This is a genomic window from Alphaproteobacteria bacterium (genome assembly GCA_040216735.1).
Lineage (GTDB): Bacteria > Pseudomonadota > Alphaproteobacteria > SHVP01 > SHVP01 > CALJDF01.
On record JAVJOO010000003.1, the window covers coordinates 232696 to 254462 of the forward strand.

21 protein-coding genes and 1 other RNA gene are annotated in these 21767 nt (G+C 61.7%); 16 read left to right on the forward strand and 6 right to left on the reverse strand.

Translation table 11 applies throughout. The features are described 5' to 3' along the window. Window positions 1–9 precede the first annotated feature (9 nt). A complete protein-coding gene (gene puuE / locus RID42_09215; protein MEQ8247850.1) occupies window positions 10–942 on the forward strand; it encodes an allantoinase PuuE in 933 nt (310 codons plus the stop codon). Between the two features lie 7 nt (window positions 943–949). On the opposite strand, the gene RID42_09220 is transcribed toward puuE, so the two are convergent. From RID42_09220 to RID42_09230, 3 genes are read right to left on the reverse strand one after another with little or no spacing between them, the layout of a single operon-like run. Beyond that, on the reverse strand, window positions 950–1666 hold the full coding sequence (locus RID42_09220; protein ID MEQ8247851.1) for an SDR family oxidoreductase: 717 nt from the start codon (window positions 1664–1666) through the stop codon (window positions 950–952). Window positions 1667–1670: 4 nt separating this feature from the next. Further along, on the reverse strand, window positions 1671–2342 hold the full coding sequence (locus tag RID42_09225) for an SDR family oxidoreductase (protein ID MEQ8247852.1): 672 nt from the start codon (window positions 2340–2342) through the stop codon (window positions 1671–1673). A gap of 13 nt (window positions 2343–2355) precedes the next feature. Beyond that, window positions 2356–3066, reverse strand: a complete 711-nt coding sequence (locus RID42_09230) for an SDR family oxidoreductase (GenBank protein ID MEQ8247853.1) — start codon at window positions 3064–3066, stop codon at window positions 2356–2358. A 78-nt stretch (window positions 3067–3144) separates the two neighbouring features. Here RID42_09230 and RID42_09235 point away from each other — a divergent pair, with 78 nt between their 5' ends. Genes RID42_09235 through RID42_09245 form a run of 3 tightly spaced genes read left to right on the forward strand, consistent with a single transcriptional unit; the run spans window position 3145 to window position 4304 of the window. After that, a complete protein-coding gene (locus RID42_09235; GenBank protein MEQ8247854.1) occupies window positions 3145–3651 on the forward strand; it encodes a GFA family protein in 507 nt (168 codons plus the stop codon). Further along, a complete protein-coding gene (locus RID42_09240) occupies window positions 3651–3935 on the forward strand; it encodes a DUF1330 domain-containing protein (protein ID MEQ8247855.1) in 285 nt (94 codons plus the stop codon). The genes RID42_09235 and RID42_09240 overlap by 1 nt, the downstream gene beginning before the upstream one ends. Window positions 3936–3971: 36 nt before the next feature. Further along, window positions 3972–4304, forward strand: coding sequence for a 4a-hydroxytetrahydrobiopterin dehydratase (locus tag RID42_09245; GenBank protein MEQ8247856.1), 333 nt, complete (start codon window positions 3972–3974; stop codon window positions 4302–4304). A 7-nt stretch (window positions 4305–4311) separates the two neighbouring features. On the opposite strand, the gene RID42_09250 is transcribed toward RID42_09245, so the two are convergent. Further along, a complete protein-coding gene (locus RID42_09250) occupies window positions 4312–5334 on the reverse strand; it encodes an alpha/beta hydrolase (GenBank protein ID MEQ8247857.1) in 1023 nt (340 codons plus the stop codon). Window positions 5335–5378: 44 nt separating this feature from the next. On the opposite strand from RID42_09250, the gene RID42_09255 reads away from it, so the two are divergent. Beyond that, window positions 5379–6695, forward strand: coding sequence for an MmgE/PrpD family protein (locus RID42_09255; GenBank protein ID MEQ8247858.1), 1317 nt, complete (start codon window positions 5379–5381; stop codon window positions 6693–6695). Here RID42_09255 and RID42_09260 read toward each other — a convergent pair. Next, entirely contained in the window at window positions 6692–7669 is a 978-nt protein-coding gene (locus RID42_09260) for an alpha/beta hydrolase (protein ID MEQ8247859.1), read from the reverse strand. The genes RID42_09255 and RID42_09260 overlap by 4 nt on opposite strands. Before the next feature lie 2 nt (window positions 7670–7671). Then, window positions 7672–11301, reverse strand: coding sequence for a hydantoinase B/oxoprolinase family protein (locus RID42_09265; protein MEQ8247860.1), 3630 nt, complete (start codon window positions 11299–11301; stop codon window positions 7672–7674). A gap of 106 nt (window positions 11302–11407) precedes the next feature. Between RID42_09265 and RID42_09270 the strand changes: the two genes are divergently transcribed. From RID42_09270 to RID42_09320, 11 genes are all read left to right on the forward strand, one after another. Continuing rightward, complete coding sequence (locus RID42_09270; GenBank protein ID MEQ8247861.1) at window positions 11408–12139, forward strand: TerB family tellurite resistance protein; 732 nt, start codon at window positions 11408–11410, stop codon at window positions 12137–12139. 7 nt (window positions 12140–12146) lie between these two features. Beyond that, entirely contained in the window at window positions 12147–13058 is a 912-nt protein-coding gene (locus RID42_09275) for a DMT family transporter (protein ID MEQ8247862.1), read from the forward strand. Further along, entirely contained in the window at window positions 13055–13939 is an 885-nt protein-coding gene (locus tag RID42_09280) for a DMT family transporter (protein ID MEQ8247863.1), read from the forward strand. The genes RID42_09275 and RID42_09280 overlap by 4 nt, the downstream gene beginning before the upstream one ends. 56 nt (window positions 13940–13995) lie before the next feature. Then, the gene (locus tag RID42_09285; protein MEQ8247864.1) at window positions 13996–14664 is read left to right on the forward strand and encodes an N-acetylmuramoyl-L-alanine amidase; all 669 of its coding nucleotides are present in this window, start codon (window positions 13996–13998) and stop codon (window positions 14662–14664) included. A gap of 24 nt (window positions 14665–14688) precedes the next feature. Further along, window positions 14689–15069, forward strand: an RNA gene (gene rnpB, locus RID42_09290) — RNase P RNA component class A. 336 nt (window positions 15070–15405) lie between these two features. Continuing rightward, a complete protein-coding gene (gene mraZ, locus RID42_09295) occupies window positions 15406–15882 on the forward strand; it encodes a division/cell wall cluster transcriptional repressor MraZ (protein ID MEQ8247865.1) in 477 nt (158 codons plus the stop codon). Beyond that, window positions 15882–16853: a 16S rRNA (cytosine(1402)-N(4))-methyltransferase RsmH gene (rsmH, locus tag RID42_09300; protein MEQ8247866.1), complete on the forward strand. Its 972-nt coding sequence runs from the start codon at window positions 15882–15884 to the stop codon at window positions 16851–16853. The genes mraZ and rsmH overlap by 1 nt, the downstream gene beginning before the upstream one ends. Next, complete coding sequence (locus tag RID42_09305; GenBank protein MEQ8247867.1) at window positions 16850–17176, forward strand: hypothetical protein; 327 nt, start codon at window positions 16850–16852, stop codon at window positions 17174–17176. The genes rsmH and RID42_09305 overlap by 4 nt, the downstream gene beginning before the upstream one ends. Then, complete coding sequence (locus tag RID42_09310) at window positions 17173–18876, forward strand: penicillin-binding protein 2 (protein MEQ8247868.1); 1704 nt, start codon at window positions 17173–17175, stop codon at window positions 18874–18876. The genes RID42_09305 and RID42_09310 overlap by 4 nt, the downstream gene beginning before the upstream one ends. Further along, window positions 18876–20330, forward strand: a complete 1455-nt coding sequence (locus tag RID42_09315; GenBank protein MEQ8247869.1) for a UDP-N-acetylmuramoyl-L-alanyl-D-glutamate--2,6-diaminopimelate ligase — start codon at window positions 18876–18878, stop codon at window positions 20328–20330. The genes RID42_09310 and RID42_09315 overlap by 1 nt, the downstream gene beginning before the upstream one ends. Further along, window positions 20327–21766, forward strand: a complete 1440-nt coding sequence (locus RID42_09320; GenBank protein MEQ8247870.1) for a UDP-N-acetylmuramoylalanyl-D-glutamyl-2,6-diaminopimelate--D-alanyl-D-alanine ligase — start codon at window positions 20327–20329, stop codon at window positions 21764–21766. Before RID42_09315 ends, RID42_09320 begins: the two co-directional genes overlap by 4 nt. The last annotated feature ends 1 nt before the right edge of the window (window position 21767 follow it).

Sequence of the window (21767 nt, forward strand, 5' to 3'; positions counted from 1 at the left end):
ACGCGCATCATGACCAAGGACGACTATCCACGGGATCTCTACGGCTACGGTCCCAACCCGCCGAACCCACAATGGCCCGGCGGTGCCCGCGTCGCGCTAAATCTCGTCATCAACTACGAGGAGGGCGCCGAACACACTATCATGGACGGCGACGCGCACTCCGAAGGACTGATGACCGATGTGCCGGGGCATCCGACCTTCCAAGCGCTCGATGGCAAGCGGAACCTTTTAGTCGAGTCGATCTATGAGTATGGATCGCGCGCTGGCATCTGGCGGATTTTACGCCTGTTCGATCGCTACGATGTGCGCTGCACGGTGTACGCCTGCGGCCAGGCCATGGAGCGCAACCCGGTCGCGGCAAAGGCCATGGCCGACGCGGGTCATGAAATCGCCACCCACGGCTATCGCTGGATCGACCACGGCGCGCTGAGCGAAGCCGAGGAACGCGACCATATGCAGCGTGCCATCGACGCCATTCGCACGACAACGGGTAAGCGGCCGGTCGGTTGGTTCGCGGGTCGAATGAGCGCGATTTCGCGGCGGCTTGCCGCGGAGGAGGGCGGTTTTCTCTACGACTCCGATTCCTACGCCGACGACCTTCCCTATTGGGTCGTCGATTCGGGATATCCGGTCCTGGTAATTCCCTATTCGCTCGAAGTGAACGATATGCGTTTCACGGTGCCGGGCGGGTTCACCGAAGGCAGTCAATTTTTCAATTACATGCGTGACACGTTCGATTTCTTCTATGAGGAAGGTGCGACGCGGCCCCGCATGATGTCGGTGGGCTTACATCCGCGGGTCGTCGGTCGTCCCGGCCGGGCGCGTGCGTTGCAGAAATTTCTGGAACATGTTCGCAAACACGACGACGTGTGGATCTGCGCCCGCGAGGATATCGCCCGCCACTGGCGCGATCGCTTTCCGTTCGAGGCCGCGACCGGTTAAGGCCGATCTACCAGGGCACGTCCTCGCCGTTCCAGGCAATGAACCGCCCGCTGTCGGCGGGCGTTAGCGCCGTGATGACCTTCACCATGCCACCGACGCTTTCACCGACGGTCAGCGCCGCGGACGGTCCGCCCATGTCGGTCTGGGTCCAGCCCGGGTGTAGGGAGACGACCGTGATGCCGCGTTCTTTCAGGTCCGCAGCGAGATTCCGCATCACCATGTTAAGCGCGGTCTTCGATGTAGCGTAGTGATACCAGCGCGGTGTCTGGTTGCTACCGATGCTACCGACGATACTCGACATCATCAGTATCTGTTTGCGCTTGCTCGCGGCGACGTTGTCGACGAAAACCTCGCACATCCGCAGCGGAGCCATGGTATTGACTCGCATCACCGCCATCCATTCGTCTTCGTCGAGTGTATCGAACATCTGGTTGGTATGATCGAGCGATAGCGTGCGCTGGCTGGTTTCCATAATCCCGGCGTTATTGAACAGAACGTCGACCGGTTCGTCGCGGAGTGTCGACTTCAACGCGTCGATCTGCGCGAAGTCCGAGACGTCCAGCGCATGCAACGTGACGTCGTGGGACTTTGCCAGAGTCTGTAGGGCGTCGGCGCGGTCCGGTGCGCGGCAGCATGCGTGAATCCGCCATCCCGCTTCGGCGAATCGTTGGGTGAAGTCCAAACCTAAGCCTCGATTGGCGCCGGTGATTAGTAAGGTGGTCATACGCTCACCATGGGATTTCTTCGCCGGTCCAATTGAAGAATCGACCGTTCGATTCCAGGGACGCGCGTTCGACCACGGCTTTCATTCCGGCGGCACTTTCTTCCGTTGAAATCGCTGCGCTCGGGCCGCCCATGTCGGTACGCACCCAGCCTGGGTGGATACTAAAAACAGCGATGCCGTCGGCGAGGTCCCCGGCAAGAGTTTTTGTGACCATATTGAGCGCTGCTTTGGTCGAGCGGTAGGCGACGTGGCCGGCGGCGGTTTCCGCGATCGATCCCATGACGCTCGAAACATTGACGATCAATTTGCGGGTCGACCGCCCGACGTGACCCTGAAAGGCCTCGGCCATCTTGAACGGTGCCAAGGTATTGACGGTGAACAGATTCGACCAAGCGGCGTAATCCATATTGCCGAATCCGAGCTGCGGCCGCGGGCTTTGCCCCGCGTTGTTCATCAGTACATCGATCGGTTCGTTGATTGCCCCTGCTAGGGCATCGATGGCGGCGAAGTCGGTCACATCCAGGGCATGGACGCTGACACCCTCGATCCGCGCAAGGTCGGTGGCGGTCGCCGGTTGCCGACAGCAACCGAGTACCTTCCAACCGTCCGCGGCATACTGGCGTGCCGATTCGAGGCCGATTCCCCGGCTGGCGCCCGTGATTAGAATTGTCGGCATGATCGGACCTCGTTCACCAGGGATACTCGTCGCCGGTATGGAAATAGTAGCGGCCGGTATCGTCGAGCGTGCGAGCCGCTAGGACTTTGCGGACGGCGGCAATGCTTTCGGGCGGCATCAGCTTCGCGGTCGGTCCGCCCATATCGGTTTGAACGTGGCCGGGACCCATCGCGATCACCGCGATGCCACGCGCCTTGAGATCGGCCGCCAGCTTGCTAACCAACATGTTGAGGGCGGCTTTGCTGGAACGGTAGAGATAGAGTTTGCCAGGCGGGTTGCGGGCGCCGGCACGATTGTCGGCGAGACTACCCAGTCCAGAGGTCATCATGGCGACAAGGCGTTGCCCACCCTTAGCGAGGTGGGGCGCAAAGGCGTGCGTCATCCAGGCGGCGCCAAACAGGTTGGTCCGCAGGATCGCATCCCAATTGGCGTAGTCGATCTTGCCGAAGCCCTCGTCCCACGCTTCCATCTGTCCCGCGTTGTTGATCAACACATCGATCGGATCGGCGATGGTATCGGCAAGGCGCTCCACGGCCGCACGGTCGGCGACATCGACGGCATGGACGGTCGTTTGCCCACCGGAGCCCGACGCGATGGCATTGAGGTCGCTGGCTTTGTTCGGTGCGCGGCACCCTGCGAAGACGCGCCACCCGTCCGCGCTGTACTGGCGGACGAATTCCAGGCCCAATCCGCGGTTAGCCCCGGTCACAAATACGCTCGCCACATCGGCTCCCTACAATATTGGCCCTCGGTGCGACAGCCGCTAGCATGACCAAACGCACACGAAGCACGGAGAAACACTATGAAACTCGAGGGCGGCTGTCACTGCGGCAAGGTGCGCTTTTCCGTCGAGTCCAACGCGCCAGTGCCGTTTCTGCGTTGTTATTGTTCGATTTGCCGTAAGACCGCAGGCTCGGGCGGTTACGGGGTCAACCTTTCGGCCCAATTCGAAACCTTGCGGGTGAGCGGTGGCGAAAACGTGCAGACCTATCAGGTTGAAAAACGCGTGACCGAACACGGGGCCGGTGCGCCGGACGGTGAACTGAGTTCGTCTAAGCGCGCGTTCTGTGGCGTCTGCGGGGCCGCGTTGTGGGCCTACAGCCCGGACTGGCCCGACTTAGTGCATCCCTTCGCGAGCGTTGTCGAAACGCCGCTGCCAGTGCCGCCCGAATACGTCCACATGATGCTCGACTACAAAGCGCCGTGGGTGGAGGTGCCATCGGGGCTAGGCCACCGTCACTTCGCGCGGTATCCGGAAGAATCGTTGGAAGAGTGGCTTCGACGCCACAGCCTGTGGGAGGAGCCTTGATGTCTGCCTATTTGATCGCCGAGATCGACGTGCACGACGCAGCGGAATACGCAGCGTATACCGCCCAAACGCCGGCGCTTGTCGCTCGCCACGGCGGTAGGTTTATCGTTCGTGGCGGCAACGCCGAGTCGCTGGAGGGCGAGTGGTCGGGTCGTATTGCGGTGATGGAATTTCCTAACCGCGAGGCGTTAAATGCTTTCTGGAACGATCCCGATTACCGCGCGATCGTCGGCATTCGACACGCCCACGCCGAGGGCCGTATCGTTGCTGTCGACGGTGTCTAGTGCACACTCAATTTTCACTCGATCCCCGAGGTATCCATGACCCTTGCCAGCAAGACTTGCGTTCCTTGCCGCGGTGGCATCCCACCTCTCACCGAGAACGAAGCGGTGGTTTTCGCCCGAGAGGTGCCCGACTGGAGCGTGACTCAGAACGCAACCTGGCTCGAACGGCGTTTCACCTTCACAGATTTTGTCGGTGCGTTGGCCTTCGTCAACAGCATTGGCGCTTTGGCCGAGGAGGAGGGCCATCATCCGGACATCGCGTTTGGTTGGGGCTATGTCAACGTTTCGCTGCAAACCCATAAGATCAAAGGTTTGCACGAGAACGACTTTATTTTGGCGGCCAAGATCGACGCCGTGGCAACGGCTTAGTACGATTCTACCGGCTTTCCAGTTGGTTGGACAAATACGAATCGAAGCGTTCCAACCAAGGCTGACGGAAGTCGTCGCGCTCCATCCAAATCTCGTGTTTGGCGCCGGGGATCGGGAACAGGTCGCACGCTGCCATCAGCATGCAGGCGCGGTCATGGGCGTCCGGTAGCACGATCTGATCGTTGCGCGGGGATGCCAGTAGCACCGGCGTGCGAATGGCGCGCAGATAGCTCTCCTCGTTGATCTCGGCGATCGCGCGAAACGCGTTGTGCAGCCATCCGTAGGTCGCGCTCCCGAGTCGTAGCGCTGGCTTTAGGCGCATATACTCGTCGCCTACTCGAAAGCGTTCGGGGTCCTGCGAGACGTCGCTGTCTTCGACGGCAAAGTCATGGTCGTAGACCCAAGCCTTGCCACCGACGACATAGTTTTCCCCTGCAAAGAGGTCACCACCCCAAGCGAGCGGTTTCGCGACCCACCTGGGGATTGCCCCGGTATTGATGCGCAGCATTGGCGCCGTCAGGATAGCGAATTCGGCAACGTCAGGATGGTCGTGCAGCAGGCGTAACGCGATGTGACCGCCCATTGAATGGGCGAGCACAAACACTGGGACACCATCGCGCCGCTCAACAAAGTCGGTCACAAATTGCCGCAGATCGTCGGCGTCGCGGTCGTAGCCCTGGAACCAAGGCTTTTGCGAATCCGCAAGGTAGTGGTCCGAACCGCCTTGCCCGCGCCAGTCCATTTGCCACACGTCGATGTTGCGTGCATGCAGATCGCGGACGACTTCGAAGTATTTTTCGCCGAACTCGCGGAAGCCGGTGACGATCACGGCGGTGGCGCGCGGGGTGTCGGCGCGCAGATACCCGAAGCGAATGGCTGCCCCCGCGGGGTTAGTAAACCGTCCCCACTGCCACCCATCCGGTTCGGTGAAGCGATCTGGCATCGGGGCGTCGTGGGCCATGGCGGTGGAACCGAAAAGCACCATGAGTGCGAAAAATACGAGGGCGCAGGCTTGCCGTAGGGTTTTCATCGCCCGATCATCGGGAAGTATCGGGGTATTCACAAGGCGGAATTTTGACAGGATACACGACACAACTCGCGCCCATCGTCGACTGGTTGGCAAAGGAGCGCCCAACCGAGCATGACGACGTCGCGGTAAAGGCGCGCCTTCTTTTGCTCGACACGCTGGGATGCGCCATCGCCGGCCTCGGCCGCGCCGAGGTTGACAGATATGCCCGACGCCTGGGTGGCCCTGGCGGGCTCGTCTGTCCAGGTTTCCCCGCCGGTCTTGTGCCGCAGCATTTTGGTCATGTCATGGCGCTGGCGGCCTGCTGGGACGAAGCATGCGAGGGCCTGGCCCGGGCTCACGGGCGACCGGGTTTGCATGCGGTGCCCGCAGCGGTTGCTGTGGCGTTGGCTGGCGATCGTACCCTCGGGGCGACACTGGATGCCGTTGTCCTGGGCTACGAGATGGGCGGGCGCCTCGGCGAAGCTTGGCGGATTCGCCCTGGCATGCATGTCGACGGAACCTGGGGCACGATAGCCGCGGCCGTCGCTGCGGCAGCGCTTGCCACAGGTGCCGGCGCAGCGGCGATCGGCGCCGCCGTTCAGGCGGCAGCCTGCGCGCTCCCGGCTAGCCTCTACGCACCGGTGCGCCAGGGTGCCACGATGCGCAATCTCTATGTTGCCCAGGCCGTGTCGCGCGGGATCGAAACGGCATACGCGCTCGCGGCGGGTGTCGGTGCGCCGACACAGGTGCTCGACGACGCGGTTGGTCTAACCTTCGATTCGCAACGTCTTGGCGCCCTGGCCCCGCCCCAGGTTTGGCTGATTCTGGAAGGGTATTTCAAGCCTTTTGCCGCCGTGCGCCATGTGCATTACGGCGTCCAAGCCGCGCTCGACTGGAGGGCCCAGTATGGAAATGCGACCGAGAAGATCGAGTCCATCGCCCTTCGAACCTACGCCGAGGCGAATACCTATTGCGGCAACCGCGCGCCCAAGCACGCCATCCAAGCGCAGTTCAGTTTGACCTACGGTGTTGCCCACGCTTTGGTCCGCGGTTCACTGGGGCCGGAGGCTTACGATGCAACCGCGCTTGCCGACACGGAAATCAGGCGACTTGAAGAATGTATAGGCGTCGACGATGGCGAAGTGTTTCCATCTGGTCGTGGCGCCGTTCTCGAAATCGTCGCCGACGGTGCCAAGACAGAGGTCGCTGTGGACGGTGTTGTCGGCGACCCCGACCGCCCGATGCGAGCCAATGCCGTCGTTGCAAAATTCCACCGTTATGGGGGGGGGCGAATCGGCAAAACCGCCGCGGGCGAATTGGCGGCGAGGATCATGGACGCGCCGCTGGAGCGACCGCTTGCCGAGATCTTTCGAGGCGTTTAGGCGACGCCGACTTTGTCGGTAAGAAAGCGATCCAATGCAGCAAGGAGCGGCGCGCGGACGGCGTCGCGCTCCATCCAAATATCGTGCTTCGCGTCAGGGTAATCTTCGACGTGACAGTCGGGCAGGTGAAGTGCTGCCGCGCGATGGGCCGCATTCTCGACGATGACGTCCTGGCCCGCCGACGCGATGTATATCGGCGACTCGATCTTCCGTAGAACGGATGCCTGCCGAAGATGGCGGATCGATCGAAACGATTCGTGGAGCCAGCGCCAAGTGCCACCGCCGATTCGAAGGCTTGGTTCAAGACGGTAGTAGAGCTGCGCGACACGGTAGCGCACCGGGTCCTGCGAGAGCCGGCTTTCCTCGACCGGGTAGTGTTCCCGAAACCACCAGTCCTCATGTCCCAAGATATAGCGGGTGCCGAACCCAGTCGCGGTCATCGCCCGCGCAACCTGCGCAACGACCGCAGGCGCGGCCTTGTCGGTCTTGATCCCCAACATAGGTGCGGTGAGAAACGCACCGTTGACGCTGCCGGGGTGGGTCGAGAGATAGCGCAGCGCAATATGCGCGCCCATCGAGTGGGCGAGAAAGAACACCGGAAAGTTCGCGTTCAAGTCCACGAAGCGCGTGAGAAAAGCGTGGAGGTCGCGGACATCCCGCTGATAGCCGAGCGAATGCATCTTGTGGCCGTTGTCGAGGTACCGGTCGGACCCACCTTGGCCCCGCCAATCGAGGTGGCGCACGGCAATCCCTCGGTCGAGGAGATCGGCGTAAAGCTCGAACCATTGTTCTGCGAAACCGCCGAAACCGGGCAGAGCAATCGCAGTCGCGCGCAGGGTCTTGCGCGGGCGCGGATCGGCCCATCCGGCGCGCAGGCGGGCGCCGTCGGGGTTGGCGAAATAGCCCCAACGCCAATCTTCGTGTTGAAGAAAGCGGTTTTGTAGGGGAACGGGGAGGACCGACTGGTCGTACACAGTTACTTGGCTGCCGTTCTCGCGTTGCCGACGGGACCGAAGCCGCCGCCCGTCGGGGTCTGAATGACGAAGACGTCACCCGGATTCATTTCAACCGCCCACCGCCCGGATTTGCTTTCGTCGAGCGTGCCGTCGGCGCGTTCGACCCAGTTGCGGCCGCACTGCCCGGGGCCGCCGCCTGCCGCGCCGAACGGAGGGACCACGCGGTGACTTGCAAGGATCGCGGCCGTCATGGGTTCGAGGAAACGTATTCGCCGAATCGTACCGTCGCCGCCACGCCACTGGCCTTCTCCGCCCGAGCCGCGGCGAATCCGGTGGCTCTCCAGCAAAACCGGGAATCGCCACTCCAGAACCTCCGGATCGGTCAGGCGGGTATTAGTCATGTGAACCTGAACCGCGGCAGTACCGTCGAAACCGGGCCCGGCACCGGAGCCGCCCGAAACGGTCTCGTAATACTGCCAGCGTGCATTGCCGAAGGTGAAGTTGTTCATCGTGCCCTGTGCCGCGCCTAGGACGCCGAGCGCGCCGATCAACGTATCGGTCAGGTTTTGCGAGGTCTCGACGTTGCCCGCTACTACGGCGGCCGGATAGCTCGAGTCGAGCATGGAGCCGTCGGGAATAATAATTTCGATTGGCTTCAGGCATCCTTGGTTCAACGGAATATCGTCGTCGACCAACATCCGGAAGACATAGAGAACGGCGGCCATGGTCACGGCGCGCGGCGCATTGTAGTTTCCGGGGTGCTGGTCCGACGTTCCGGTGAAATCGATCGTTAGTGCCCGTGCGGCACGGTTGACCTTGATCGCAACCTGAAGCGCATAGCCGTCGTCGAAGGGGTAGACGAAATGGCCGTCGTGCAGACGGTCGATCACGCGGCGTACCGATTCCTCGGCGTTGTCCTGGACGTGCCCCATATAGGCTTGCACAACGTCGAGCCCGAAGTGGTCGACCATACGACGCAATTCTTGGACGCCTTTCTCGCACGCCGCGACCTGGGCTTTCAGGTCGGCAATGTTTTGAGCCGGATTGCGGGCAGGGTAGGGGCCCGAGGCGAGCAGCTCTAACATCTCGGCCTCACGTAAATGGCCGCCGTCGACCAGCGTAAAGTTGTCGATCAAGATGCCTTCCTGATCGATGCTCGTTGAATCCGGCGGCATGGAACCCGGCGTGATGCCACCAATGTCGGCCTGGTGGCCGCGACTTCCGGTAAAGAACAAGAGCGCGCCGCTCTCGATGTCGAACACGGGAGTTATGACCGTGACATCGGGCAGATGGGTACCGCCGTTGTAGGGCGCGTTGAGGACGTACACGTCGCCCTTCTTGATGGTGTCGCCACGTTCGCGAATGACGGTCTTGATGCTTTCGCTCATCGAGCCGAGATGAACCGGCATGTGCGGAGCGTTGGCGACCAGGTTTCCGTCGGCGTCGAACACGGCGCACGAGAAGTCCAGGCGTTCCTTGATGTTGACCGAAGACGCGGTGTTCTGGAGCGTCGAGCCCATTTGTTCGGCGATGGACATGAACAGATTGTTGAAGATCTCCAGCATCACCGGGTCGACCTCGGTGCCGATGGCATGGGCGCGTTGCTTGGCAACGACACGGGTCAACAGAAGTTCGGCGCGGTCGTTGAGGGTCGCTTGCCAACCCGGTTCCACGACAATCGTCGAGTTCGGTTCGGTGATGATGGCGGGCCCTGCGACCGGGGTGTCGGCGGGCACCTGCGCGCGAGCGTAGATCGGGGTTTCGAGGTTTCCTTCGATGGTATGGACTGTGACCTCGGCGTCAGGGGCGGGTAGGGGGCCGGACGGCGCGACGGCGTCCTGTAAAAATGCCTTACTGACCTCGGCGCGTCCGCGGCCCTCTACCGCTACGGCTTCGACGATCAACGGTTTTTCCGGGGCATCGAAACCGTAGCGTTGGCGGTGGATGGATTCGAACTCGGCGCGCATCGTCGTGGCGTCGGCGAAGTTCACAATCAACGGCGTGTCGCTGCCTTCGTAGCGCAGATGGGCCCTGCGCAGCATCTCGATCCGGTCGGGCGTGATCGCCTGGCCGATCAGTTCGCTGCGGGCGTCACTTTCCAGATTATCGATATCCTGGCGCAAGCGATCGACTAACGCGTCGTCCAAGACCGCCTCAACCGCGAGTTCGCGCATGGACGTCGTGTCTGCAAGGCCCATCCCATAGGCCGAAAGCAGGCTCGCGAGCGGATGGATGACCACCTTCGTCATGCCGAGCGCGTCGGCGACCAAACAGGCATGTTGCGCGCCCGCACCGCCGAAGCAGCACAGCGTGTAATCTGTGACGTCGTACCCGCGTTGGATCGAGATCTTCTTGATGGCATTGGCCATATTCTCGACCGCGATATTGATGAAACCGTTGGCGACTTCTTGGGCTGATCGTTTGTCGCCGGTTGCCCGTTCGATGTCGCCTGCCAGGGCCTCGAATTTTTCGTGCACGATCGCGGCGTCGATCGGCTGGTCACCGTCCGGGCCGAAGACGGTAGGAAAGGAACTGGCTTGGAGCTTGCCGACGCATACGTTGGCGTCGGTCACGGTCAGCGGGCCGCCACGGCGATAGCAGGCCGGCCCTGGGTTGGCGCCTGCGGAGTCTGGACCGACCCGGTAGCGCGACCCGTCGAAATGGAGGATCGATCCGCCGCCGGCCGCTACGGTGTGGATCGCCATCATCGGTGCCCGCATCCGGACGCCGGCGACCTCGGTTTCGAACGCGCGTTCGAACTCGCCGTCGTAGTGCGACACGTCGGTCGATGTGCCACCCATGTCGAAACCGATGATCTTCGGCAGACCTGCGCGTTCGCTGGTCCGCACTGCACCAACGACGCCGCCCGCCGGTCCCGAGAGAATCGAGTCCTTGCCTTGGAAGAAATCGGAACGCGCCAGACCGCCGCTGGATTGCATGAACATCAGGCGCGTGCCGCCTAGTTCGTCGGCTAACCCGTCGATATAGCGCCGCAGGATCGGCGTAAGGTAAGCGTCGACCACGGTCGTATCGCCGCGGCTGACCAACTTCATCAGCGGGCTCACCTCGTGGGAGACCGAGACCTGGGTGAAGCCGATGGTATGCGCGATATCGCCGACCCGTCTCTCGTGTTCAGGAAAGCGATAGCCGTGCATCAGGACGATTGCCGCGGCCCGGATGCCGTCGGCGAAGGCGGCCTCAAGGTCCTGTTTGACCTTGGCCTCGTTCAGGTCGTTCAGAACCGTACCGTCCGCGGCGATGCGCTCCTCGGCTTCGATCACCTGCTCGTAGAGCATTTCCGGGAGTTCGATGTGTCGAGCGAAGAGCTTCGGGCGGTTTTGGTAGCCGATCCTCAGAGCGTCGCCCAGGCCCTGGGTGATGACCAGCACCGTCCGGTCGCCCTTGCGTTCCAGCAACGCGTTTGTCGCGACCGTCGTACCCATCTTGACCGACGCGATCCGATCGGCGGGAATCGGATTGTCGGCGGCTACACCGAGGGTTTCGCGGATTCCCTGAAGGGCCGCATCGCGGTAGCGCTCAGGGTTTTCGGAGAGGAGTTTTCGTGCTTGGAGCGAGCCGTCCGGCGCGCGGGCGACCACGTCGGTAAACGTGCCGCCACGGTCGATCCAGAACTGCCACCGTCCATCCATCTTCAGTTCGATAACACATCGGACGGCGGCGGCCTAGCGAGCGCTCGAGACAACGACCGCTGGCGAAAATCGACCCTGCGCGCTAGGTTCGCACAGGAGTGATGCCATGAGTATTTGGGGTAAGATTATCGGAGCAACGACCGGTTTCGCGGTCGGGGGGCCCATTGGCGCGCTCGTGGGCGGGTTGGCCGGGCACGTCTTCGATCGTCACCGCGCGCGCACCGACGACGGCGGTGGCGACGCAACCAAGCAAATCGCGTTTACGATCGGCGTCATCGCGTTGGGCGCGAAAATGGCAAAGGCCGACGGCGTCGTTACGGCGGACGAGATACAAGCGTTCAAAGAAGTCTTTCAGATTCCACCCGAAGAGATGAAAAACGTGGCGCGGGTCTTCGATCAGGCCCGCAAGGACGCGCGCGGTTACGAGATTTACGCGCACCAGATCGCCGGTCTCTTCAAGGATAACCCGCAAGTCCTCGAAGACCTTCTGGACGGGTTGTTCCATATCGCCAAAGCCGACAACGTCATGCATCCGGCCGAACTCGGGTACCTTGAGGGCGTGGCTAGGATATTCGGTTTCGATGCGGACGGTTTTGCCCGCATCAAGGAGGGTCACCTCGGACCCGACCAAGCCGATCCCTACCGTGTTCTCGGGGTAACGCGCGACGCATCCGGCGACGAGATCAAAAAAGCCTACCGAAAATTGATTCGCGAGCATCACCCCGATTCGCTGATTGCCCAAGGTGTACCCGAGGAGTTCGTGCGCGTCGCCAACGATAAGCTCGCGGCCATCAACGTCGCCTACGATCGGATAGAAAAAGAGCGGGGGCTCGCCTAGAGGTCCTATGCGCCCGCAGCATCTCGTCTTTGCGTTGGTCATGGCGGCTGCGGCCGGTACCAACTGGGTCGCGTCCAAGATCGCCGTCGATACCTTGCCGCCATTCCTCACAGTGGCAATGCGGTTTGCGATCTTGACGGTTGTGTTGTCGCCGTTTGCACGCCTTTTCCCAGGCCAAATGCGCAATGTTTTTCTGGTAGCGGTGACATTGGGCGTGATGCAGTTCGGCTTTATGTTTCAGTCGTTGAGCTTATCCGACGACGTCTCGACCATGGCCATTACCAACCAGCTCTATGTTCCGTTCTCGACGATCCTTGGGATCGTTTTCCTCGGCGAGCGGATCGGATGGGTACGCAGCGTTGCCATTGCCATTGCCTTCGGCGGTGTCGCGGTGATGGGGTTCGATCCGGCTGCATTCCGCCAGATCGATGCCATGTTGTTCGTGATGCTGTCCGCGATGTCGCTGTCGGTGTCGTCGCTGTTCATGAGGAAGCTGAGCGGCATTACGGTCTTTCAGTTGCAGTTTTGGCTGTCGGCCATGGCGGCGCCGCAAATGTTTGTTCTTTCGTTTGTTTTCGAATTCGATCGTTGGGCTGCCGTACCCGATGCGTCGGCCCTGGCATGGTACGCCTTCGTCTATACGATCTTCGTCGGAACGCTGTTTCATGCCGGTTGGTATTTCCTACTCAGACGCTATCCGGTCAGCACTGTCGCGCCGCTCATGTTGCTGCTACCGGTCTTCGGGATCGGATCGGGCGTGGCGGTCTACGGCGACGTGCTAACGCCGCAGATCATGCTCGGCGGTGCGCTAACGCTTCTGGGGGTTGCGATCATTGTGTTGCGGTCACGTGAAGGCGAGGGCGGCGAGGTCGATTTCGACAAGAAGCCTCGGGACGACGCCAGCGCGTCACGGGGATGAAACCGCAACACCTCCTGCTTGCGCTATCGATCACCGTCCTATGGGGATTCAACTTTGTCGCGGCGAAGACCGCGCTCGATCATTTTCCGCCCTTCGAAATGCTGCTGTTGCGGTTCGTCCTGTTGACACTCATTCTGTTGCCGTTCTTGCGGGTGCCGCGCGAAAAGCTGCGTGCTGTCGTGGCTGTCGGCTTTATGATCGGCGTATTCCACTTCTCACTCAATTTTCTGGGCCTCGGCCTGTCGGGAGACGTGTCCTCGGCGGCTATCGCCACGCAACTCTTCATCCCTTTTAGCACTATCCTGGCGGTTCTCTTTCTAGCCGAACGCGTCGGCGTCTGGCGGACCTCGGCGATTGCGGTAGCCTTCTCAGGCACCGTTGTCGTCTCCTTCGATCCTGTCGTAGTCAATCATCTGGACGCTTTGCTTGTTGTTGTACTCAGCGCGATTCCGATGGCGGTCGCGACGATCATGCTCCGTCAGCTTAAGGGTGTCGGTCCGCTGCAGATCCAGGCGTGGACCGGCCTGGTCGGTATTCCCGCTTACTTACTTCTGACGATCCTGTTTGAAAGTGGGCAGATCGAGGCCTTACGGACGGCAACCTTCGCGCCGATTGCCGGGATCGTTTATGCAGTTCTTGCCGCCTCGCTCATCGGCCACGGCGGCCTTTACTTTCTTCTTCAGCGTTACCCGGTCACTTGGGTCAATCCGTTGTTTCTGCTCTCGCCGATCTTCGCGGTCTTCTTCGGTGTCACCGTCTACGGCGATCACTTGACGATCCAAATATTCATTGGCGGGCTGATGACGATCGTTGGGGTTGCCATTATCGCCGTCCGTTCGGCGCGACGCGGCGCACCAATTCCAGAGAAGGTTGCGCCTTGACCGAAATTGTCCGGCGGCGGTCGCCGAACTTCGACGCTCGTTCTGGCGTCGTAGACATGATCGTCCTGCATTACACTGGGATGGAAAGCTGCCGAGCGGCATTGGACCGACTGTGCGATTCCACCGCAAAGGTGAGTGCGCACTACTTGATCGATGAAGACGGCACGCTCTATGGGCTCGTCGATGAGGCGCACCGCGCCTGGCACGCCGGTGTGGCGTCCTGGCACGGCGAAACCGACATCAACGGGCGCTCCGTGGGGATCGAATTGGTCAATCCCGGCCACGAGTTCGGCTACCGGGGATTTCCCGAGGCCCAAATGTCCCGACTAGAAAGTCTGTGCGCGGGCATAATGGATCGGCACGACATATCGGCGGCGCGAGTCCTGGGGCATTCAGATGTCGCGCCGGCACGAAAACAAGATCCCGGCGAATTGTTCGAATGGCGCCGTCTTGCGGCCAAAGGCCTTGCCGTGTGGCCCGACCCAGCGCCGGTAGACTCGCTCACTTTGCGGCTGGGAGATGAAAACGACGATGTTTTCGCCCTGCAAGGGGCGCTCGGTGCGATTGGGTACGGAATAGCCCCCAACGGCGTATTCGGACCTGAGACCGAAGCTGTCGTGACCGCCTTCCAACGCCGCTACCGGCAGGCACTGGTCGACGGGATCGCGGATCCCGAAACCCGTTCCATGGTGAACGGTCTCATGCTGCTCTTCGTTGACGTCTGAGCCTGGTGCACTACGTTAGGCGTGCTAGGCGGCTGGATGACCGCTGTCGGCCCTTCGGGCGCCGGTAGAGGAAAGTCCGGGCTCCACGGGAAAACGGTGCCGGGTAACGCCCGGCGGGGGCGACCCCAGGGAAAGTGTCACAGAAAGCAAACCGCCTTGGCTTCAGCCGAGGTAAGGGTGAAAGGGTGCGGTAAGAGCGCACCGCGCCGTAGGTAACGGCGGCGGCAGGACAAACCCCACCGGGAGCAAGACCAAATAGAGGTGGTGTGCCGGGTTCGCTCGGCGGGGTCGGTTCCTGGACCTGCTGCCTGGGTCGGTTGCTTGAGGCGTCCGGTAACGGGCGTCCCAGAGGAATGGTCATCCCCCGCAAGGGGACAGAACCCGGCTTACAGGCCGCCTGGCGCTTTCAAGAAAAGAACAAAAAGAGAACAAATGTTCGGGGGCCGGGCAAGACACCGATTTGCTAGGGTGCATCCGATTACTCCCGAAGTGAACATACCGCGAACACAATGCTGCCCGATTGCATTGTTAATGGAAGGTTGGTTGGTGAACCTCGACGGATCGACGTCGATTCACCTGAAGTATCGTCGGTGCAGTACTTCATAACCCACCGGAATTACTTGCAATTCCATTGACGCCCATAGAATGGCATGATATCCCATCTTGTCCCAATGGCCGATCTAGGCCAACTCATGGCGGGGTCGGTTTGGGACGCTGGGAGAGGTTTTCGGGGAGGCAGCGGTGGCGCTGTTCCTGTCCACATTCGTGAATAAGGTTGATCGCAAGGGGCGGGTTTCCGTGCCTGCGACTTTCCGTACCGTGCTGTCTCAGCAGTCGTTCTCCGGTGTGGTCGCGTTTCCCTCTTTGGTTTATGCCGCGGTCGAAGGAAGCGGCATCGATCGTTTCGAGCGTTTGGCCGAAGGGATCGACGATCTCAATCCGTTTAGCGACGAACACGACGATTTCTCCAAGGCAATCTTCGGCAAGGCGCATCAACTCCCGTTCGACGGCGAAGGCCGAATCATTCTCCCCGAAACATTGCTCGCCCACGCTGGAATCACCGAGCACGCTGCCTTCGTCGGTCAGGGCCGCCGCTTCCAAATCTGGGAGCCAGAATCGTTTGCCCGCCACGAAGCCGAAGCGGTAGAGCGTGCGAAGCGCGATCGCGCGTCGCTTCGCCTAGCGGCTCCCCCCGGTGGCGGGGATGGGGCCTCCTAATGGAGTCGGAACGGGCTACCTATTCGCATGTGCCCGTGATGGTGTCCGAAGTCTGCGCAGCCATCACACCGGTCGACGGTGAAACCTACGTAGACGGAACGTTTGGCGCTGGCGGCTACGCCCGTGCATTTCTCGATGCCGCGCAATGCCGAGTGTTCGGGATCGACCGCGATCCGGCAGCAATCGAAAAGGGCAGGGCGCTAGAAGCGCACTACGGCGGACGCCTCACGTTGTTGGAGGGACGTTTCTCCGAAATGAGGTCTTTGCTCGCGGCGCACGGCGTCGAGTCGGTTGAAGGGGTCGCCCTGGATCTTGGTGTGTCCTCAATGCAAATCGACGATCCCGCGCGGGGGTTTTCCTTCATGCACGACGGCCCGCTCGACATGCGCATGGGCGGCACCGGGCCGACCGCGGCCGACGTTGTCAACCGAGAACAAGAGCAGACATTGGCCGACATCATCTATCGGTTTGGCGAAGAGCGGCGATCGCGCCGCATCGCCCACGCGATTGTCGAGCGTCGCGCCGAAGCGCCGATCACAACGACGGGGCGCCTAGCCGAGATCGTTGCCCGAGCGGTGCCGGGCGAACGGGGCCGCATTCATCCCGCGACCCGGACATTTCAAGCACTACGCATCTACGTCAACGAAGAATTGGGGTCCGACGGTGAATTGGAGGCCGGTCTGGCCGCGGTCGAGTGCGCGCTCGCCCCAGGCGGACGGTTGGCAGTTGTTTCCTTCCACTCCCTGGAGGACCGCGCGGTAAAGGGCTTTCTGCGCAATCGAAGTGGCCACTCCGATCCGGATGCCAATCGCCACCTGCCGCCTTTCGCTGCACCGGTTCCCGCGACGTTCATCTCCAAGCCCTTGCGCAAACCGAGCGACGCCGAGGTTGCGCGCAATCCTCGGGCGCGGTCGGCGCGCCTGCGCAGTGCGGTTCGGACGGCGACGCCATGTACGGGAGCACCGTCATGATTCGTCCGTCCTTGGCCATCGGGTTGATTTTGCTTGCGGTCATGGTAACCGGGCTCTTTGAGCTCAAGTACGAGGTCCGCGATCTCAGCCAGCAAAAAGAACTGCTGCACAAAAAGATCGCCGAAGAGCAGGAGACGTTACGCGTCCTTCACGCGGAATGGAGTTTTCTCAATCAACCGGAACGCATTCAGGCGTTGGTTGCACGCTACCTCGACTTAGGCACGCCGACTGCTTCGCAGGTTGGCGGTCTTGAGCGAATTCCACTGCGCCCCCGCGACAACGAACTGGCCCAGGCCGGTTCCGATGCCGGACGCACGCGATGAGCGCGCGTGAAGACCAGTACGACCGGCGGCGCGGCTTACGCCGTCTCGTCCAGCTCGATGGCGTTGCCAAGCAAGCGCTGGACACCGGGCACATCCGTTTGATCGCAATCGCGGCAGGTTTTGCGTTGTGTTTCCTGGTGATTGCCGGGCGATTGATCGGTCTGGCCGCACTTGCGCCTAGTCCTGACAGCGCGGCGCTTCCGGCTGAGGCTCGCCAGCAGCACACCGAACGTGCCGAAATCTCCGACCGGAACGGCGTCCTTTTGGCCGGCAATGTTCGCGGCGTTTCTCTGTTCGCTAATCCGCGCAAGGTTCTGGACCCAGCACAAGCGGCGGTAAAGCTTGCGTCGGTGTTGTCTGACCAGGACACCGAGAAATTGTCCGGGGCGCTTTCCTCGGATCGCTCGTTTGTTTGGATCAAACGGCATCTCAGTCCGCGTCAGCAGGACGCGGTGAACCGGCTCGGCATTCCGGGGCTCGGGTTTGCCGAAGAGGAGCGCCGTGTGTACCCCCAAGGTCCGCTCGCCGCGCACGTTGTCGGGTTTACCGGCGTCGACAGCGATGGGCTGGTCGGGATCGAAAAGGGTATGGACGGGGATCTAGCGACCGGGCGATCGGTCGCGCTTAGCATCGATGTACGTGTGCAGCACGCGCTCCGTGCCGAACTCCGTGCCAGCGTCGAAGAATTTCAGGCCATCGGCGCGACCGCGGTCGTCATGGACGTCCATAGCGGCGAAGTCGTCGGCATGGTCTCACTCCCGGACTTCGACCCTGGCGCTCGGGAAAGCGTTTCGGCCGATAGCTTGTTCAACCGGGCGACGTTGGGCGTTTATGAAATGGGGTCGACGTTCAAAACGTTCAACACCGCGGCAGCTCTCGAATATGGCTCCGCTGGGTTGGCCGACACCTACGATGCCAGCAAACCGCTGCGTGTCGCGCGGTTCTTCATCAACGACGACCACGCCAAGAACCGGTGGCTCACGGTAGCGGAGATATTTCAGTATTCCTCTAACATCGGTAGCGCGCGCATGGCGCTCGATGTGGGCGGTGAGAAGCAACGCGCTTTCCTGAAGTCGCTGGGGTTACTAGACCGCCCGAACATTGAAATTCCCGAGGTGGGCGCGCCGATGCTCCCGACTCCGTGGCGGGAAATCAGCACGATGACTGTCGCCTACGGGCACGGTATCGCGGTCAGTCCACTACAGATGGCGACCGCTTACAGCATTGTTGTGAACGGCGGCTTCGCGGTTGCGCCGACGCTTATCAAACGGAACGCGGGGGATCGCGGGGTGCAACCGCAGATCATTTCCGCCCAGACGTCACAGTCGATGCGCGAACTCCTGAGTTTGGTCGTCGAAGACGGCACCGGCAAACAAGCCGCGGCACAGGGCTATCTAGTGGGCGGCAAGACCGGCACCGCTGAAAAGGCCGGCGTTGGCGGTTATCGCCGGAAGGCGTTGCTGTCGTCATTCGTGGCGGCATTTCCAATCGACGATCCTAGGTATGTCGTTTTCGTCGCGCTTGACGAGCCCAAGGGGACCAAGCGGACATTCAATTATGCAACGGCCGGTTGGACCGCCGCTCCGGCGGCAGGCCGTATTGTGAATCGGATCGCACCGCTCCTCGGCGTTGCGCCGGCACGCCCTCCCGCGGAGGTTCGTGGCGAGTCGCTTTTTGTATCTGCTCGGCAGGGACGCTGATGCGCCTGTCCGACCTTACCGGATCGAACGGTCGCGCCTCGCGGATCGAAGTTGCGGGGATCACGGCCGATAGTCGCGCTGTCTTGCCCGGCTATCTCTTTGCAGCCCTCCAGGGACTGCGCGCCGACGGCACGCAGTTCATTCCCGATGCCATCAAGCAAGGGGCCGTTGCGGTTCTCGCGGCCAAGGGAACTGCAATCGATGCCGGCGAGGTGTTCGTCGTTTCGGATGACAACCCGCGACGGCAGCTCGCGCTGATGGCTGCGAGATTCTATCCGCGTCAGCCCGAAACGATCGTTGCGGTGACCGGAACGAACGGTAAGACATCGACAGCTGAGTTCGCTGCACAAATATGGAAACGCTTGGGTCATAGCGGCGGCAGTCTCGGGACGCTGGGTTTACGTACCGCGCTTGGTTCCAGTGAAGGTAATCTGACTACACCGGACCCGGTGACCCTCCATCAGAGCCTCGATCGCCTCGCTCGCGAGGGAATCGAGCACTTGGCGATGGAGGCTTCCAGTCACGGTCTGGATCAGTATCGGCTGGACGGGGTTCGCGTGTCGGCTGCTGCCTTTACCAATATCAGTCATGATCATCTTGACTATCACGGGTCGCAAGAGGCGTATCTCGCGGCCAAGTTGCGATTGTTCACCGAGGTCATGCCCGAGGGCGGTATCGCGGTGCTAAATGCCGACGTGCCGGAGTTCGAGACCATTCGCGCGGCATGCGTCGGCCGGCGCCAGCTCGTTTTGACCTATGGAGCGGCGGCGGCGGCAGATTTCAGATTGATTGCCGCGGACCCGGGTCCGTGTGGGCAGACCGTCGAGATTGCTGTCCAGGGCGCCGTCCACCGGGTTCTGCTGCCGCTCTACGGGTCGTTCCAAGCGGAAAACGCCTTGGCGGCGTTGGCCTTAGTTATTGCCACCGGCGCGGATCGTGCCGCTGCGGTCGATGCGTTGGGTCACTTGAAGGGCGTTACCGGGCGGGCGCAACTTGTCGAGGAGTTGAGCAGCCGCGCCAAGATATTTGTCGACTACGCACACACGCCGGATGCTTTGACCCATGTGTTGTTGGCATTGAGGCCGCACACCAAGGGCAAGCTAGTTCTCGTATTCGGTTGCGGTGGCAATCGCGACAAAGCCAAGCGACCTGAAATGGGCCGAATCGCCGCTCAGCTTGCAGACGTGGTCATCGTCACTGATGACAATCCGCGCGACGAAGATCCCGCCTCGATCCGTAGCGAGATAAGGGCATCCTGTCCGGACGCAGAAGACATCCCGAGTCGAAGTCGGGCGATCGCCCGGGGCATTGCGCTGCTCGAACCAGGAGACCTGTTGGTCGTTGCTGGCAAGGGCCATGAAACCGGTCAAATCGTCGGCGGTCGCGTGCTGCCCTTCGACGATACCGCGGTCATTCGCAAAGCGATTCTCGATCGCGGAAGGAAGCAGGCATGACCGCGCAGTCCCCTTCGCCTCTGTGGACCGACCTGGAGGTCGTGGCGGCGACGGCTGGGGCTGCGTCCGGCGCGCTAGGCTGGTGTGCCACAGGCGTCTCGATCGATAGCCGGACGGTCCAGGCTGGCGATCTCTTTGTGGCGATCGCTGGGCCCCAACACGACGGTCATCGCTTTGTCGCGGAAGCTTTGCAAAGGGGTGCAGTCGCAGCAATGGTCGCGCGTGGCTATGCCGCGCCGTCCGCCGATGCATCTTTGGTGCGCGTAGACGATCCGCTAGCTGGCTTGCGTCAGCTCGGTGTTGCGGCTCGCGCGCGCATGCGAGGTACCGTCGTCGCGGTCACCGGCAGTGTCGGCAAGACCGGTACGAAAGAAGCGTTGCGAGCTGCGCTAGCGCGCCAGAAGCCGACCCATGCCAGCAGGGCAAGTTTCAACAATCACTGGGGCGTACCGCTCAGCCTTGCGCGGATGCCGCGCGAAAGCGGCTACGGAGTCTTCGAAATCGGCATGAATCATGCCGGCGAAATCGGCCCGCTGTCGCGTCTTGTCCGCCCCCATGCCGCGGTCGTTACGACGGTCGAGCCGGTGCATCTTGAGTTCTTCGATTCGGTCACCGGAATCGCGGATGCCAAGGCTGAAATCTTTGAGGGCCTCGAGCCGAACGGTACCGCGATTCTCAATCGCGACAATCCCTATTTCGACCGGTTGGCCGCTGCGGCGCTTAAGTCGGGGGCGGGACACATTGTTGGCTTCGGCGAGGCGGAGGCTGCCGAGGTGCGTCTAATAAAAGCGGCAATGACGGAGCAGTGTACCTGCATCTCTGCCGATATTTGTGGTCAACCGATGACCTACAAAGTTGGTGCGCCGGGCCGCCACTGGGCGCTCAATAGCCTCGCTGTTCTGGCCGCCGTAAACGCGATAGGCGCAGACTTGGGACTTGCAGGGCTGGCGCTCGCCGCACTGTCGCCGCCCGAAGGGCGCGGCGCACGCACGGAGATCGTGTTGCGGGACGGGACGTTCTTGATAATCGACGAGAGCTACAACGCCAATCCGGCGTCTATGCGCGCCGCGATTGAGTTATTGGGCGGTTCGCCGGTAGCGCAGGCGGGGCGCCGCGTTGCCGTTCTCGGCGACATGCTTGAGATGGGAGCGGAGAGCCCGGCGTTCCATGCTGCGTTGGCGCCACTCGTTGAGGCGGCGCGGATCGACCGTGTCTATTGCTGCGGTCTCAACATGAAGGCGTTGGCCGACGCGTTACCAACCGCGACGCTGGGCGGATGGGCGGAGGACTCCGAACGCCTATCGCCCGCGGTCCTTGCCGCAGTCCAACCGGGCGATGTGTTCATGGTGAAGGGGTCGCTGGGCAGCCGTATGGCGCCAATCGTTCAGTCCCTCAAAGCGCTCGACCGCACTCCGCGTCGGGCGAACGGCGGCTAGC

Coding starts and splice junctions, on each gene's coding strand:
- puuE (MEQ8247850.1), top strand. CDS start 10: ATGACCAAGGACGACTATCCACGGGATCTCTACGGCTACGGTCCCAAC.
- RID42_09220 (MEQ8247851.1), bottom strand. CDS start 1,666: ATGACCACCTTACTAATCACCGGCGCCAATCGAGGCTTAGGTTTGGAC.
- RID42_09225 (MEQ8247852.1), bottom strand. CDS start 2,342: ATGCCGACAATTCTAATCACGGGCGCCAGCCGGGGAATCGGCCTCGAA.
- RID42_09235 (MEQ8247854.1), top strand. CDS start 3,145: ATGAAACTCGAGGGCGGCTGTCACTGCGGCAAGGTGCGCTTTTCCGTC.
- RID42_09240 (MEQ8247855.1), top strand. CDS start 3,651: ATGTCTGCCTATTTGATCGCCGAGATCGACGTGCACGACGCAGCGGAA.
- RID42_09245 (MEQ8247856.1), top strand. CDS start 3,972: ATGACCCTTGCCAGCAAGACTTGCGTTCCTTGCCGCGGTGGCATCCCA.
- RID42_09250 (MEQ8247857.1), bottom strand. CDS start 5,334: ATGAAAACCCTACGGCAAGCCTGCGCCCTCGTATTTTTCGCACTCATG.
- RID42_09265 (MEQ8247860.1), bottom strand. CDS start 11,301: ATGGATGGACGGTGGCAGTTCTGGATCGACCGTGGCGGCACGTTTACC.
- RID42_09270 (MEQ8247861.1), top strand. CDS start 11,408: ATGAGTATTTGGGGTAAGATTATCGGAGCAACGACCGGTTTCGCGGTC.
- RID42_09275 (MEQ8247862.1), top strand. CDS start 12,147: ATGCGCCCGCAGCATCTCGTCTTTGCGTTGGTCATGGCGGCTGCGGCC.
- RID42_09280 (MEQ8247863.1), top strand. CDS start 13,055: ATGAAACCGCAACACCTCCTGCTTGCGCTATCGATCACCGTCCTATGG.
- RID42_09285 (MEQ8247864.1), top strand. CDS start 13,996: ATGATCGTCCTGCATTACACTGGGATGGAAAGCTGCCGAGCGGCATTG.
- rsmH (MEQ8247866.1), top strand. CDS start 15,882: ATGGAGTCGGAACGGGCTACCTATTCGCATGTGCCCGTGATGGTGTCC.
- RID42_09305 (MEQ8247867.1), top strand. CDS start 16,850: ATGATTCGTCCGTCCTTGGCCATCGGGTTGATTTTGCTTGCGGTCATG.
- RID42_09310 (MEQ8247868.1), top strand. CDS start 17,173: ATGAGCGCGCGTGAAGACCAGTACGACCGGCGGCGCGGCTTACGCCGT.
- RID42_09315 (MEQ8247869.1), top strand. CDS start 18,876: ATGCGCCTGTCCGACCTTACCGGATCGAACGGTCGCGCCTCGCGGATC.
- RID42_09320 (MEQ8247870.1), top strand. CDS start 20,327: ATGACCGCGCAGTCCCCTTCGCCTCTGTGGACCGACCTGGAGGTCGTG.